The following is a 15,148-nucleotide window of genomic DNA, read 5'->3' on the forward strand; positions in this document are numbered from 1 at the left end:
CGGCGATGTAGGACAAAACCAGCTTGAACAAGGAAATGGGCCAATGACTCACAAACCAGGGATCGTGATTACCGGCGCATCGGGCCGCATGGGGCAGATGCTGATCAAGACGGCGCTGGAAAGCGACAAGGCCACGCTGGCCGGAGCCGTGGAGCGTGAGGGTCACGATTGGGTTGGCCGTGATGTGGGCGAAGCCATGGGCGGGGCGCCGGTTGGAGTTACCGTGACCTCGGATGCGCTGGAGGCGTTTTCCAAGGCGCAGGCGGTGATCGACTTCACAGCGCCTGAGGCAACGCTGGCGTTTTCCAAGCTCGCGGCGCAGGCCCGCGCGGTGCATGTGATCGGCACAACCGGCATGACGGATGAGCAGATCGCCCAGCTGGAACCGGCATCGCGCCACGCGGTGATCGTGCGCGCGGGCAACATGAGCCTGGGGGTGAACCTGCTGGTGCAGTTGACCAAAAAGGTCGCCGCCGCGCTGGACGAAGATTTCGACATTGAGGTGATCGAGGCCCATCACCACCACAAGGTGGATGCGCCTTCCGGCACCGCGCTGATGCTGGGCGAGGCCGCTGCCGAGGGCCGCGGTGTGAAACTGGCGGATGTACGCGACTCCGGCCGCGACGGGATCACTGGTGCCCGCAAACGGGGCGACATCGGCTTCACCGCCATCCGCGGCGGCGACATCGTGGGTGAGCATGACGTGCTGTTTGCCGCAGCGGGTGAGCGGATCGTGCTGCGCCACCTGGCCACCGACCGTGCGATCTTTGCCCGCGGCGCGCTGAAAGCCGCGCTGTGGGGCCAGGACAAGGGCCCTGGCCAGTACGACATGGTGGATGTGCTGGGGCTTTAAAGTCTGAACGGCGGCCCTGATGGGCCGCTGCCCTTAGGGAGCGTTAGAGCTGGCACCCGCGATTTATCAGAAATCGACAGCGATTCCCTTTTTCTCCCAGTCGCCGTAACGTGCCGGATCAGGGCCATCGCGCCCGCCTAGTTCCTTGGGGCGCGGTTCCTCAGCCTCGGCGGCTTTCCGGCGCTCCTCTGCCTCCGCCAGCGCGCGTTGTGCAGCGGGCGGCAGGTCTTTCTTCACAGGCGCAGTGTCGTCGCTCATCGCGGGTTCCTTTATTCTTTGCGCATGATATACGCCCCTGTCCCGCGTGCACAAGGCGCGCCCTAAGGAGTTGCCCCATGTCCGATGCCAACCACGCCCGCCGCACTGCGGTCTACCTGCTGGATCAGGTGCTGGGAGAGGGGCGGCTGCTGGCGGAGTGTTATGCCGCCGGGGCGCTGGAAAAGCTGGCACCGGAAGACCGAGCCCGTGCACAGCGGCTGGCAGCGGCAACCCTGCGCAGCCTGGAACGTGCCGACCGGGTGCTCAAGAAACACCTGAAGAAATCAACTCCGCTCACTGTCATGAATGCCTTGCGGCTGGGGACGGTGGAGCTGTGCTCGGGCGCCGCCGCGCATGGGGTGGTCAATGCCATGGTGGCGATTGTCTCCAAGCACCGCCGCCATGGGCAGCTCAAGGGGCTGGTCAATGCTGTTTTGCGCAAGGTGGCTGACGAAGGTCCGGCGGAATGGGCCAAACTGCGCACGCCGCGCCTGCCGAACTGGATCCGGAAACCCCTGGTGCAGGCCTGGGGCGCTGAGGTAATGCTGGCCATCGAGGCCGCGCATTTTGCCGGCGCGCCGCTGGATATCACCGGCAAACCCGGTGCTGATCTGGTCGAGCTTGGCGGAGAGGTGCTGCCAACCGGTTCTGTCAGACTCGCCAATGCAGGCCAGGTTTCCGCCCTGCCGGGTTATGAGGCTGGCGATTGGTGGGTCCAGGACGCCGCCGCGTCGCTGCCTGCCCGCATTCTGAACGTCCAGTCTGGTGAACGCGTGCTGGAACTATGCGCGGCGCCAGGTGGTAAGACCATGCAAATGGCAGCTGCCGGAGCACAGGTGACGGCTGTTGATGTTTCGGAGAGCCGGGTTGCCCGGCTCAGGGAAAACCTGGAACGCACCGGACTGCAGGCGGAACTGATCGTGGGGGACGCGCTGGCGCAGACCGGCCAGTATGACGCCGTGCTGCTGGACGCGCCTTGCTCTGCGACTGGCACTATCCGCCGCCACCCGGATCTGCCGCAGGCCAAAGACGGCAGCGAATTCGGAGAGCTGATTGAGCTGCAGGCGCAAATGCTGGCCCATGCCTGGACTTTGGTGAAACCCGGCGGGCGGCTGATGTTCTGCACCTGCTCGCTGCTGCCGGACGAAGGCGAATGCCAGGTGGAAGAGGCGCTGGACATGTATCCGGAAATGGCCGCAGACCGTGAGGCGCTGACAGTGCCTGGCGTCAATGCGGACTGGATCACCGAGGAAGGCGGCCTGCGCCTGCGCCCGGATTACTGGCCGGAGCGTGGCGGCATGGACGGTTTCTACATGGCCCTTTTGCGCAAATCCGCGTGACCCCGGGGCGTCTCCGGCATTCGCCGGTGACTTGGCCCGAAGCCCGCGCTATGCTCCCGCCAAAACGCCCTGGCACAATCCGGCGTGAGGCAACAGAGCATGTCCACTTATGACAGAATGGCAGGCCGCGGTACCCGCCTGCTGAACCGGTATTTCGCTTGGCGCGCGCGCAGCCAGCCAGCGGCAACCGGTTTTGTCTCGCAGCCGGAGCCACGTACCATTGGCAGCTTTGCCCGCGGGCGGCAGCTGGTGGCGGGCAATCTGCTGTTTGCCGGCTACCTGGTCGAATCGCCAGACACCGGCCTGTGGGAGGTTGCCGCGCCGGACACGGCCTTTGACGCGGAACGGCACGGGTTTGCCTGGCTCGACGATCTGGCGGCTGTTGGCGATTTCAAGGCCCGGCAAAAGGCGCAGAAATGGGTCTGGGGCTGGATTGAACAGCATGGGCGCGGCGGAGGGCTGGCCTGGCTGCCGGACCTGACCGGGCGGCGGGTGATCCGCTGGATCAACCACGCGCTGTTCCTGCTAAGCGGCAAGGATAAGGACGAGACCGAAGCCTTCTATGGCTCCCTGGCGCAGCAGACATGGTATCTGGCGCAACGCTGGCAAGGGGCTGCGCCCGGGCTGCCGCGGTTTGAGGCGCTGTGCGGGCTGATCTATGCAGGTCTTTCATTGCAAGGCCGCGAGGAGTTGGCCGATCCGGCGGTCAAGGCGCTGGCGGCGGAATGCGAGGCCCAGATCGACGAGCAGGGCGGCTTGCCGACCCGCAACCCGGAAGAACTGCTGGAGGTGTTCACCCTCCTGACCTGGGCGGCGGCGGCGCTGCATGAGGCCGGCCGGATGGTGCCGCCTGCCCATATCGCCGCCATCGAACGGATCGCGCCGACCCTGCGCACGTTGCGCCACAGTGACGGCGGGCTGGCGCGATTCCATGGTGGCGGCCGCGGGCTGGAGGGGCGACTGGATCATGCGCTGGCAGCCAGCCATGTGGCCGAGCGCCATGCAGACGGGCTGGCAATGGGCTTTACCCGGCTGTCGGCGCGGCGGACCTCTGTAATCGTGGATGCCTCGGCGCCGCCCACGGGCAAGGCCTCCTATAATGGCCATGCCTCGACTCTTGCGTTTGAACTGACCTCTGGCCGGAGGCCGCTCGTTGTTAACTGCGGGTCGGGCGAGTCCTTTGGGGTGGAGTGGCGCCGCGCCGGCCGGGCGACGCCCTCGCACAGCACGTTGTGCATCGAAGGCCACTCCAGCGCCAGGCTGGCCGCGCCGCATAAAACCACCGGCCATGAGGAACTGATCGAGGCGCCTGATGATGTGCCGCTTGACCTTGCTGAACTGACCGATGGCTTGCGTTTCCAGGGCGGCCACAACGGCTATGCCGCGCATTTCGGCCTGACCCATGCCCGCACCCTGGATCTATCCTTTGACGGCCGCGCCCTGGCCGGGGAGGACATGCTGCTGGCGCTGGAAGATTCGGCCAAGGCCCGCTTTGACAAGGCCAGCAGCAGCAACCCGGATGGTGGTGTCAGCTTTGATATCCGCCTGCATCTGCACCCTGAAGTCGATGCAACCCTTGACTTGGGCGGCGCAGCAGTATCCATGGCGCTCAAGAGCGGGGAAATCTGGGTGTTCCGGCATGACGGCGCCTGCCATCTGCGGCTGGAGCCAAGCGTTTTCCTGGAAAAGACCCGCTTGAAGCCGCGTGCGGCAAAGCAGATCGTTTTATCCGGGCGGGCGATGGGATATGCCACCCGCGTCCGGTGGACGCTCAGCAAAGCGCAGGAGACTGCCATTGCCGTGCGAGACCTGAACCGGGACGAACCCGAGACGTTTGACTGAGCCTTTAAAAGGACCTGCCCTGCCATGACCAACCTTCACCCCGTACGCCGTGCGTTGCTTTCCGTATCCGACAAGACCGGCCTGATTGAGCTGGGCCAGGCGCTGGCCGCGCGCGGTGTCGAGCTGCTTTCGACCGGCGGTTCCGCCAAGGCGCTGCGTGACGCAGGGCTCGCCGTGAAGGATGTCTCCGAAGTGACCGGCTTCCCGGAAATGATGGACGGCCGGGTCAAGACCCTGCACCCGATGGTGCATGGCGGCCTGCTGGCGCTGCGCGACAACGACACCCATGTTGCCGCGATGAATGAGCATGGCATCGGCGCCATCGACCTGCTGGTCGTTAACCTCTATCCGTTCGAGGCCACTGTGGCTAAAGGCGCAGACTATGACACCTGCATCGAGAACATCGACATCGGCGGCCCGGCGATGATCCGCGCGGCAGCCAAGAACCATGCCTTTGTGAATGTGGTTGTGGATGTCGAGGACTATGAAAAGCTGCTGGGCGACATGGATCAGCACGACGGCGCGACCTGCCCGCGTTTCCGCCGCAAGCTGGCGCAAAAGGCCTATGCCCGTACTGCAGCCTATGACGCGGCTGTGTCCAACTGGCTGGCGGGTGAACTGGAATTGCAAGCGCCCAAGCGCCGCGCCTTTGCCGGCGAGCTTAAGCAGACCCTGCGCTATGGCGAAAACAGCCATCAGGAAGCTGCCTTCTATACTGATGGCTCGAACCGCCCGGGCGTTGCCACCGCCGTGCAGCTGCAGGGCAAGGAGCTGAGCTACAACAATATCAACGATACGGACGCAGCGTATGAGCTGGTGGCGGAATTCGACCCGTCCGAAAGCCCGGCCGTTGCGATCATCAAACACGCCAACCCCTGCGGCGTTGCCAAGGGCGCAACCCTGGCAGAAGCCTATCAGAAGGCTTTCGACTGCGACCGCACTTCCGCTTTCGGCGGCATCGTGGCGCTGAACCAGCCGCTGGACGCGGAGACCGCCGCCAAGATCACCGAGATCTTCACCGAGGTGGTAATTGCTCCGGGCGCGTCGGACGAAGCCAAGGAAATCTTTGCCGCCAAGAAGAACCTGCGCCTGCTGCTGACTGACGGCCTGCCGGATCCGCGCAAGCCCATCGTAGCCTACAAGCAGGTGGCCGGCGGCATGCTGGTGCAGGACAAGGATGTTGGCTATGTCGGCATGGACGATCTGAAGGTGGTGACCGAAAAGGCACCGTCTGACGCCCAGATGCAGGACCTGCTGTTTGCCTGGAAGGTTGCCAAGCACGTCAAATCCAACGCCATCGTTTATGTCAAAGACAACGCAACCGTCGGCGTCGGCGCGGGCCAAATGAGCCGTCTGGACAGCGCCAATGTGGCTGCCGCCAAGGCAGGCCGCATGGCTGCTGAACTGGGCCTCGAGGAAAGCCTCGCCAGGGGCTGTGCGGTGGCATCGGACGCGTTCTTCCCCTTTGCGGACGGTTTGCTGGAAGCGGCGGCTGCGGGCGGTGCCTGCGTGATCCAGCCGGGCGGCTCGATGCGCGATGACGAGGTGATCAAGGCGGCCAACGAAAAAGGCCTCGCCATGGTCTTCACCGGCATGCGCCACTTCCGCCACTAAGCAGAGCGACTGAGTCATGGCAGCACGTTGGATGATCTGGGGCGCAGTCCTCTCCTTCCTGGCGGATCAGGCCAGCAAATACCTGGTGATCCACTGGATGGGGCTGGATCAGCGCCACCGGATTGACGTGCTGCCGCCGTTTCTCAACTTCCGCTACGGTGAGAACACCGGTATCAACTTCGGCCTGTTCGGCGGCGGCGACGAGACCGCCCGCTGGATCCTGATCGGGCTCTCTGTGGTGATCTGCATTGCTCTGGCCGTGTGGTTATTGCGGGGGCAGAGCAAGTCCAGAGGCATGCAGCTGTCAGCCGGCCTTGTGATCGGCGGTGCCTTGGGCAACGTCGCGGACCGGCTGCTTTACGGCTATGTCCTGGATTTCCTCAACACATCCTGCTGCGGCATTCAGAACCCGTTTGTGTTCAATGTTGCGGACATCTTCATTTTTGCGGGCGCAGCGGGGCTAATCTTCTTTGACGGGCGCCGTAAAAAGCCTGCGTAGACCTCGCCAGGCAATTGCGTTAAAAGCGCTGGGAAACAGGCAGGAGTTTGGGGCAATGCGGATCCCGTTCGGAGTGATCGTTCTTGCAGGCGCGCTGGCAGTGTCCGGCTGCGCGCAAAAAGGGCTGCGTGTCCTGCAGAAACCCGGATCCGGCCCCGATGAGTTTTTGATCCTGCCATCCAAGCCTCTGACCGCACCGGACAGTTATGCGGCCCTTCCCGCACCGACCCCCGGTGGCAGTAATCTGACCGACCCAAATCCGAGCGCTGACGCAGTTGCCGCGCTGGGCGGCAAGCCTGGCGCGCTGGTGCCTGCGGCCGGTGTGCCATCCGGTGATGCCGCATTGGTCACCGCTTCCAGCCGGTACGGAGTAGAGGCAGGCGTGCGGGAGACATTGGCCTCGGAAGATGCAAAATTCCGCCACCGCAACCGTAACCTGGGCCGGATCAAGATTGTCCCGGTGGACCGCTACGAGCAGCTGTACCGCAAGCAGAGCATTGATCCCTTCGCAGTCAGCGAACAATTCCGCAAAGCTGGTGCGGCTACGCCCTCTTCGCCGCCTGAAGAAGAGTCCTGAACGCTCACTTTTCCGCCAGCCAATCTTGCATGACGCCAGCGGCGGCGTAGGTTGACAGCAGTCTTTCTGCTGGCAATGGGCGCCGATTTGTGGCTGCATTGACCAAAATGAGCAAAAGAGCAGTAACCGCACCCTGCCGGGCAAGGGCAAACGTGCAAAAATTGGAGGATGCCAGATGATCCCAAGGATCACATTGGCCGCCGCAGCGCTGAGTGCTGCCTTATCCGCCCCGGCACAGGCTGAGGATGAGGCGGTAACCGCGTTTACCTTGGACAATGGCATGGATGTGGTGGTGATCGAGGATCACCGCGCCCCAGTGGTGCAGCAGATGGTCTGGTACCGGGCCGGTTCCGCGGATGAACCGCCAGGCCAGTCCGGTGTCGCCCATTTCCTGGAACACCTACTGTTCAAAGGCACTGACAAGCTGGCACCGGGCGAGCTGTCTGCAACGGTGCGCGCCAACGGCGGCCAGGACAATGCCTTCACCAGCTATGACTACACCGCCTATTTCCAGCGTGTCGCCGCCGACCGGCTGGAGCTGATGATGCAGATGGAGAGCGACCGGATGACCAACCTCCACCTCAACGAGGAGGATATCGTCACCGAACGAGAGGTCATTCTGGAGGAGCGCAACCAGCGCACCGACAACGACCCGGTTGCGCTGTTCCGCGAACAGCTGCAGGCGGTCCAGTATCTCAATCACCGCTACGGCCAGCCGGTGATCGGCTGGCGGCACGAGATGGAAAGTCTCGACATGGAGGACGCGCTGTCCTTCTACCGGACCTACTATGCGCCCAACAACGCCATCCTTGTCGTGTCCGGGGATGTGCAGCCGGACGCGGTGAAGGCGCTGGCAGAGAAATATTATGGCGTGATTCCGGCCAATCCGGATTTGCCCGAACGCTTCCGCAGCCAGGAACCGCCGCAAACCGCTGCCCGTCGTCTGACCTTCGAGGACCCGCGCGTGGCGCAGCCATATGTGCAGCGTTCGTACCTGGCCCCCGAACGTGATAGCGGCGATCAGCAGAAGGCTGCGGCGCTTTACTTGCTGGCGGAACTTCTGGGCGGCGGTAACACATCCTACCTGGCAAATGCGCTGCAATTCGACCAGCAGGTCGCAGTCTACACCGGTGCTTTCTATTCCGGCAGCACGCTGGATGATACGTCTTTCACCCTGCTGATCGTGCCTGCAGAGGGCACGGGCATGGAGGCAGCTGAGGCGGCTCTGGACGCCACTATTGCGCGGTTCCTGGAGGAAGGCGTGGACGAAGCCCAACTGGAGCGGATCAAGCTGCAGCTGCGCGCCGCTGAAATTTATGACCGGGACAATGTGAACGGCATTGCCAACCGCTATGGTCAGGCGCTGAGCATCGGTCTGACGGTGCAGGACGTGCAGGAGTGGCCGAAAATTCTGCAATCGGTCACCGCAGATGAGATCATCGCTGCCGCAAGTGAAGTCCTGCGGCCGGAAACATCGGTGACAGGCTGGATGACACGCAGCCAGGAGGTGACCCAGTGAACCTGCTGAAGCTTGCCGCCGCTGCGCTGTTCGCCTGGTTCCTGGCGCTGCCCGCCTGGGCTGAAATCAAGATCCAGGAAGTGACGTCGCCCGGTGGCATCACTGCGTGGCTGGTAGAGGATCATACGATTCCCTTCTCAGCGCTCGAACTGCGGTTCCGCGGCGGTACCTCCCTGGACGCGCCGGGCAAGCGCGGCGGGGTCTACCTGATGACTGGATTGCTGGAAGAGGGTTCAGGCGATTTGCGCGCGCAAGACTATGCGCGGGCGCTGGAATCCCTGGCCGCCGAATTCAGCTATGACGCGGACAAGGATTCCGTCTCCATCTCTGCCCGCTTCCTGACTGAAAACCGGGATGATGCGATGGAGCTGTTGCGCCAAACGCTTTTTGAGCCGCGGTTTGACCAGGACGCGCTGGACAGGGTGCGGGCGCAGGTGCTGGCCGGGCTGCGCTCTGATGCCAAGAACCCCAACAATATTGCCGGCCTGGCCTTCGCCAAAATGGCTTATGGCGATCACCCGTATGGCAGCGACGGCAAGGGAACGCTGGACTCGGTTGCCGCGCTCAGCCGGCAGGACATTTTCGATGCCTATGAAGCTGTTTTTGCCCGCGACAGGCTCTATGTCAGTGCAGTCGGTGATATCACTGCCGAAGAGCTTGGGACATTGCTGGACGACCTCTTGGGGACGCTGCCGGATAAGGGTGCGCCGATTCCCGGCCCTGCCGACGTGACGATTGAGGGTGGCGTGACCGTAGTTGATTTCGATACCCCGCAATCGGTGGCGTTGTTCGGTCAAAAGGGTATCGAGCGCGAACATCCGGACTTTTTCACCGCTTATGTGATGAACCAGATCCTGGGCGGCGGCTCTTTTGAAACCCGGCTGATGACCGAAGTCCGGGAAAAACGCGGGCTGACCTACGGGGTTTATTCCTATCTGGTGCCGCGCGATCTTGCGGCCGTCTACATGGGCTCGGTGGCCTCTGCCAACGGCAAGATGGCCGAGGCGGTGGAGGTGATCCGCAATGAATGGCGCCGTATGGCAGAGGAAGGCGTTACGGAGAAGGAGCTGAAGGACGCTCAGACTTACCTGACTGGCGCCTACCCGCTGCGGTTCGACGGCAACAGCCGCATCGCCTCCATTCTAGCGGGAATGCAGATGGATGATCTGCCCATCAGCTATGTGGAAACCCGAAATGACCGCATCAATGCTGTCACTCTTGAAGATGTGAAGCGCTTTGCGGCGGAATTTCTGGATCCGGACGGGCTGCACTTCACCATCGCGGGCCGCCCGGAAGGACTGGAAACCACCAACTGACCCGGACCTGGCGCAAGCAACTGCAGCGCCTGTAGCCTGACACAGCGCGTTGCCGCCCATGGCGGCGGGGTGCTGCCGCTTTCTCTTTCATTTTGCCTGAAACTCCTGTATGGGCGGGCCTGTCTGAGACGATGTGCCAGGGCCCCGGCACGCGAAAGAAAGATAGATGGGGCCGGCGGCAATGGGGCCGCCACGCAAACGGGAGACCCGGAGGGCCGGGAGTGCTCCCAATTAGGATACGCTAGATGTTTAACGTCACCAAAAAATCGATGCAGTGGGGCGAAGAGACGCTCACACTGGAAACCGGCAAGGTTGCCCGCCAGGCTGATGGCTCCGTGATTGCCACCCTGGGCGAAACCTCGGTCATGGCCAACGTGACCTTTGCCCGTCAGCAGAAGCCCGGCCAGGACTTCTTCCCGCTGACCGTGCACTACCAGGAAAAATACTATGCTGCGGGCAAGGTGCCCGGCGGCTTCTTCAAGCGCGAAGCGCGCCCGACCGAAAAAGAAACCCTGACCGCGCGCCTGATCGACCGTCCGATCCGCCCGCTGTTCGTCCCCGGCTTCAAGAACGAAGTGCTGGTGATGTGCACCGTGCTGTCGCACGACCTGGTCAACGACCCCGACATGGTTGCAATGATCGCGGCTTCGGCGGCACTGACCCTGTCGGGCGCGCCGTTCATGGGCCCGATCGCAGGCTGCCGCGTTGGTTTCGAGGATGGCGAGTACGTCCTGAACCCGACCGTCGACGACATGCAGGACCTGCGCCTGAACCCGGAACAGCGTCTGGACCTGGTTGTTGCCGGCACCAAAGACGCCGTGATGATGGTGGAATCGGAAGCTTACGAACTGTCCGAAGCAGAAATGCTGGGTGCCGTGAAATTTGCCCACGAGCAGATCCAGCCGGTGATCGACCTGATCATCTCGCTGGCCGAAGAAGCCGCAAACGAGCCGTTCGACTTCACCCCGCCGGATTACTCCGAGCTGTATGAAGCCGTTAAGGCCGCCGGTGAAACCGAGATGCGCGCCGCATTTGCGATCAGCGACAAACAGGAGCGCACCGCCGCTGTTGCCGCTGCCCGCGAGACCATCAAGGGCGCTCTGACCGAAGAGCAACTGGAAGATGCCAATCTGGGTTCCGCGCTGAAAAAGCTGGAAGCCGGCATCCTGCGCGGCGACGTTGTCAAAACCGGCAAACGGATCGACGGCCGCAAGACCGACGAGATCCGGGACATCGTGTCCGAAACCGGCCTGCTGCCGCGGACCCATGGTTCTGCCCTGTTCACCCGCGGTGAAACCCAGGGTCTGGTCGTGACCACTTTGGGCACCGGCGACGACGAGCAGTTCATCGACGCGCTGCACGGCAACTTCAAATCCAACTTCCTGCTGCATTACAACTTCCCGCCGTACTCTGTTGGCGAAGTGGGCCGTGTCGGTTCCCCGGGCCGCCGCGAAATCGGCCACGGCAAGCTGGCATGGCGTGCGCTGCAGGCGGTTCTGCCCGCGGCAACCGACTTCCCCTACACCATCCGCGTTGTCTCCGAGATCACCGAATCGAACGGTTCGTCCTCGATGGCATCGGTCTGCGGCGGTTCGCTGTCGATGATGGACGCAGGTGTTCCGCTGAAGGCACCGGTTGCCGGCGTTGCGATGGGCCTGATCCTGGAAGACGACGGTTCCTACGCGATCCTGTCCGACATTCTGGGTGACGAAGACCACCTGGGCGACATGGACTTCAAAGTGGCAGGCACCGAAAACGGCATCACCTCGCTGCAGATGGACATCAAGGTTGCCGGCATCACGCCCGAGATCATGGAGAAAGCCCTGGCACAAGCCAAAGACGGCCGTATCCACATCCTGGGCGAGATGGCGAAAGCTCTGACCGAAGCGTCCGAGTTCTCGGTCCACGCACCGCGCATCGAAACCATGCAGATCCCGACCGACAAGATCCGCGAAGTGATCGGTTCCGGCGGCAAGGTGATCCGCGAGATCGTCGAAGTGTCCGGCGCCAAGGTCGACATCAACGACGATGGCGTGATCAAGATCGCCAGCCCGAACGGCGAGGCCATCAAGAAGGCTTACGACATGATCTACTCGATCGTGGCAGAGCCGGAAGAAGGCCAGATCTACACCGGCAAGGTCGTGAAGATCGTCGACTTCGGCGCCTTCGTGAACTTCTTCGGCAAGCGCGACGGCCTGGTGCATGTCTCCCAGATCGAAAACCGCCGCCTGAACCATCCGTCAGACGTTCTGAAGGAAGGCCAGGAAGTGAAGGTTAAGCTGCTGGGCTTCGACGACCGCGGCAAGGTCCGCCTGTCGATGAAGATCGTGGATCAGGAAACCGGCGAAGAAATCGCGCCGGAGAAGAAAGAAAAGGCAGAGCAGGACTAATCCCTCTCTGACCACACATAAACAGCCCGGGGCGCGCATAAGCCGTGCCCCGGGCTATTCAATTTCTGCCGGGACGCTCATGGACCAGCCTTTGAATTCCCGAATTTCCATCATCACGGTCACCTATAACTCCTCGGTGATTGTCGAGAATCTGCTGCGCTCCATCCCGTCCGGGATTCCCGTGGTTCTCGTCGACAACGCTTCACGCGACGCGGAGGCAACCCGGATCCTGGCCACAGACCATGGCGCCCGCTTCATTGCCAACTCTGAAAACGCCGGATTTGGCCGCGCCTGCAACCAGGGTGCGGAGCTGGCAGATACCGAATTTCTGTTCTTTGTGAACCCGGATGCTGAGCTTTTCCCGGACACGCTGGAGCACCTGCTGGCTTCTGCTGATGCCCATCCTGAAGCTTCAGCCTTTAACACCCGGATCGTCAAAGGCGACGGTTCGCTGTTCTTCAAACGCCGCAGCAAGCTGATTGCGAAATCGCTTTGGCTAAGCCGCGATGCCGCGAAACAGGATGGAGAGGTGCCCGTTCTGTCCGGCGGTGCTTTGCTGGTGCGCAAGGCGGCATTTAACAAGGTCGGCGGCTTTGACCCCAAGATTTTTCTGTTTCACGAGGACGATGATCTTAGCCTGCGGCTGAAGGCAGAATGCGGCCCGCTTCGGTATGTCTACGGCGCGCAAGTCCGTCACCTGCTGGGCCATTCCACCGAGCGTTCCGCTAAAACTGCAGCGCTCAAGGCCTGGTACATGGGGCAGTCGCGGGTTTATGCCGCCCGCAAGCATGGCCAGCCTTTCGGCTTTCTGCGTGCTCTGGGAGAGGCTGTACTGCAGCTGATCTCGCCGGTTAACCTCCTGTCGGCCCGCAAACGGGCCAAGGCCTGGTATTACTTCCGCGCTATACTCAGCAGCCCCGGACGGGAAAAGGCTGACCAGCTTCCGCCTTGGGCCTAACAGCCAGTGCGCGAGTACCAGGGTCTTTAATAATTAAAGAGGCCAGAGACGATGAAACTGCCCCCGCTTTGGAAAATTACCCGGGAATTGAAGCGCCCGTTTCAACAGCTGCCCAGTCTGCCTGGTCATGTCGGCTCCTTTTTGTTCGGGGCCAGATTTTATGACATGTTTCTCGCTGGCCGGATCAGGCAGACAGATGGTGGTGTTCCAGCGGGATCGCGTGTTGCGATTTACCTGATCTTCCCGCAAGGCGGGCTGCTCGAAAGCCATAAGCTGGCACTCCGGTACCTCCGCGAAAACAACTATGCGCCTCTGGTTGTTTCAAATCTGCCTGTTACGGGCGAGGATGCGGAGTACCTGAAGGCAAACTGCTGGCGCCTGCTGGAGCGACCGAATGTCGGTTATGACTTTGGCGGCTACCGGGACGGTGTTCTGTCGCTTCAAGGCAGCCTGGAAACTCTGGATCGCTTGGTGCTTCTTAACGATTCCAGCTGGTTTCCGTTGCCGGGGTCCCGCAATTGGTTGCAGGATGCCGAGGATCTGGGTGTGGACTACGCAGCAGCTGCGACCAGTTTTGGAATATCTCGGGTGACGCCGGATCAATATGAACAGATACAGTGGGAATTTGATCCTGGATTGCGTCACTTTCACTACGGATCTTATGCGTTGTCCGTTGGACCCAAACTGCTGCGAAGCAAGCGCTACCAGCAATATTGGCAAAAGTATCCCCTGACCAAGAAAAAGAACAAGGTGGTTCGCCGGGGAGAAATTGGTATGACCCGCTTTGCTTTGAAAAACGGATTCTCGCACGGGGCAACCTATGACATTCGCAGTTTGCCAGAGGTTTTGCAGAGCTGCTCAAATGCCGAAATCAACAAGCTGGCCCGCTCGTTGACCTATCTCGATGACGCGGTCAGCCAGGAGTTTCTTACGCGTTCTGTTCCTGGATTGGACGCGGAAAGATCGAAAGAGGAGCGGGAAAAACTTATAAAGCTCATGCTGACAATCGCGGCGCGTATCGGGGTCAGTTATGTTCTGCCAAGCCTGCTTCACAAGAAGCATGGCTTTGCGTTCCTCAAGAAATCTTTGGTATCAGCAGACCAGGAAAACTCCGACAGGGTTTACGATTTTGCCAAGACGCTTGATGGACCTGAAGGCAGGGTGATCTTGAAGGAAATCGAAGATATCAGGCGGCACAAGGGCTTTTGAGTCTGATTGATGCGGCCGCGCCAGCGTGCTGACAAGGCCGCATCCTGGTAGCTTTATTCCGGCGCTTTCACCTTGCGCAGGTAGGGGAAGATGGTCTCGAAGTCGCCGAACTTCGCCTTGGCATCCTCATTCGAAACCGCAGGCGGGATAATCACGTCCTCGCCGGGCACCCAGTTCGCCGGGGTGGCGACGCCCTTGGCCGTCATCTGCAGCCCGTCCAGTGCCCGCAGGATCTCGGCAAAGTTGCGGCCCACGGTCATTGGGTAAGTCATCGAAAGCTTCAGCTGCTTGTCCGGGCCGATAATGAAAACCGAGCGCACGGTGGCGCTGTCGGCAGGGGTGCGGCCATCGGGCAGATAGGCTTCGGCAGGCAGCATGTCGAACGCCTTGGACACCGCCAGCCCGTCGTCGGCAATGATCGGGAAGCCCGGCGCAGCCTTGCCGTATTCCTCGATGTCCTTTTTCCACTTCTTGTGGTCCTCGACACCATCAACCGAAACGCCGATCACCTTGGTGTTGCGCTTGGCCCATTCGTCGCCCAATTGCGCAACCGCTGAGAATTCGGTGGTGCAGACAGGGGTGAAGTCCTTGGGGTGGGAGAACAGAATCGCCCAGCTGTCGCCGATCCAGTCATGGAATGTAATGCTGCCCTGATCCGTTTCCGCGGTAAAATCCGGGACCGTGTCGTTAATGCGCAAACCCATGGCGGTATCTCCTTGTCAGTTAAATATTGAGTCGTCTTGACTGCTACCTAAGTACTCTAACGCAACGAT

13 protein-coding genes are annotated in these 15,148 nt (G+C 61.6%); 11 read left to right on the forward strand and 2 right to left on the reverse strand.

What is annotated here, in order from left to right; genetic code table 11:
* Nucleotides 1-43 precede the first annotated feature (43 nt).
* Nucleotides 44-853 (forward strand): 4-hydroxy-tetrahydrodipicolinate reductase, encoded by an 810-nt coding sequence (dapB, locus tag RA24_RS17680; protein WP_039193255.1) that lies wholly within the window; start codon nucleotides 44-46, stop codon nucleotides 851-853.
* 66 nt (nucleotides 854-919) lie between these two features.
* Here the strand turns inward: dapB and RA24_RS17685 are convergent, their stop codons facing one another.
* Entirely contained in the window at nucleotides 920-1,111 is a 192-nt protein-coding gene (locus tag RA24_RS17685) for a DUF1674 domain-containing protein (RefSeq protein ID WP_019295137.1), read from the reverse strand.
* A gap of 77 nt (nucleotides 1,112-1,188) precedes the next feature.
* Here RA24_RS17685 and RA24_RS17690 point away from each other — a divergent pair, with 77 nt between their 5' ends.
* The 10 genes from RA24_RS17690 to RA24_RS17735 all read left to right on the forward strand — a co-directional run bounded on the left by RA24_RS17690 (nucleotide 1,189) and on the right by RA24_RS17735 (nucleotide 14,375).
* The gene (locus RA24_RS17690) at nucleotides 1,189-2,451 is read left to right on the forward strand and encodes an RsmB/NOP family class I SAM-dependent RNA methyltransferase (RefSeq protein ID WP_039193256.1); all 1,263 of its coding nucleotides are present in this window, start codon (nucleotides 1,189-1,191) and stop codon (nucleotides 2,449-2,451) included.
* Nucleotides 2,452-2,550: 99 nt separating this feature from the next.
* On the forward strand, nucleotides 2,551-4,293 hold the full coding sequence (locus tag RA24_RS17695) for a heparinase II/III family protein (protein ID WP_039193258.1): 1,743 nt from the start codon (nucleotides 2,551-2,553) through the stop codon (nucleotides 4,291-4,293).
* Between the two features lie 24 nt (nucleotides 4,294-4,317).
* Nucleotides 4,318-5,907 (forward strand): bifunctional phosphoribosylaminoimidazolecarboxamide formyltransferase/IMP cyclohydrolase, encoded by a 1,590-nt coding sequence (gene purH, locus RA24_RS17700; RefSeq protein WP_039193260.1) that lies wholly within the window; start codon nucleotides 4,318-4,320, stop codon nucleotides 5,905-5,907.
* A 16-nt stretch (nucleotides 5,908-5,923) separates the two neighbouring features.
* Entirely contained in the window at nucleotides 5,924-6,406 is a 483-nt protein-coding gene (gene lspA / locus RA24_RS17705) for a signal peptidase II (protein ID WP_039193262.1), read from the forward strand.
* Nucleotides 6,407-6,461: 55 nt separating this feature from the next.
* Nucleotides 6,462-6,983: a DUF3035 domain-containing protein gene (locus RA24_RS17710; RefSeq protein ID WP_019295132.1), complete on the forward strand. Its 522-nt coding sequence runs from the start codon at nucleotides 6,462-6,464 to the stop codon at nucleotides 6,981-6,983.
* Nucleotides 6,984-7,158: 175 nt separating this feature from the next.
* Nucleotides 7,159-8,502 (forward strand): M16 family metallopeptidase, encoded by a 1,344-nt coding sequence (locus RA24_RS17715; protein WP_039193264.1) that lies wholly within the window; start codon nucleotides 7,159-7,161, stop codon nucleotides 8,500-8,502.
* Nucleotides 8,499-9,818, forward strand: coding sequence for a M16 family metallopeptidase (locus RA24_RS17720; RefSeq protein WP_039193266.1), 1,320 nt, complete (start codon nucleotides 8,499-8,501; stop codon nucleotides 9,816-9,818). Before RA24_RS17715 ends, RA24_RS17720 begins: the two co-directional genes overlap by 4 nt.
* 245 nt (nucleotides 9,819-10,063) lie before the next feature.
* Nucleotides 10,064-12,208 (forward strand): polyribonucleotide nucleotidyltransferase, encoded by a 2,145-nt coding sequence (gene pnp / locus RA24_RS17725; protein ID WP_039172234.1) that lies wholly within the window; start codon nucleotides 10,064-10,066, stop codon nucleotides 12,206-12,208.
* 79 nt (nucleotides 12,209-12,287) lie between these two features.
* Nucleotides 12,288-13,166, forward strand: coding sequence for a glycosyltransferase family 2 protein (locus tag RA24_RS17730; RefSeq protein ID WP_039147716.1), 879 nt, complete (start codon nucleotides 12,288-12,290; stop codon nucleotides 13,164-13,166).
* A gap of 51 nt (nucleotides 13,167-13,217) precedes the next feature.
* On the forward strand, nucleotides 13,218-14,375 hold the full coding sequence (locus RA24_RS17735) for a rhamnan synthesis F family protein (protein WP_039193267.1): 1,158 nt from the start codon (nucleotides 13,218-13,220) through the stop codon (nucleotides 14,373-14,375).
* A gap of 53 nt (nucleotides 14,376-14,428) precedes the next feature.
* On the opposite strand, the gene RA24_RS17740 is transcribed toward RA24_RS17735, so the two are convergent.
* The gene (locus tag RA24_RS17740) at nucleotides 14,429-15,079 is read right to left on the reverse strand and encodes a peroxiredoxin (RefSeq protein WP_019295126.1); all 651 of its coding nucleotides are present in this window, start codon (nucleotides 15,077-15,079) and stop codon (nucleotides 14,429-14,431) included.
* Nucleotides 15,080-15,148 lie beyond the last annotated feature (69 nt).

Origin of the sequence: Leisingera sp. ANG-M6, assembly GCF_000813905.1 — a bacterium.
In the GTDB taxonomy this organism is placed as follows: Bacteria; Pseudomonadota; Alphaproteobacteria; order Rhodobacterales; family Rhodobacteraceae; genus Leisingera.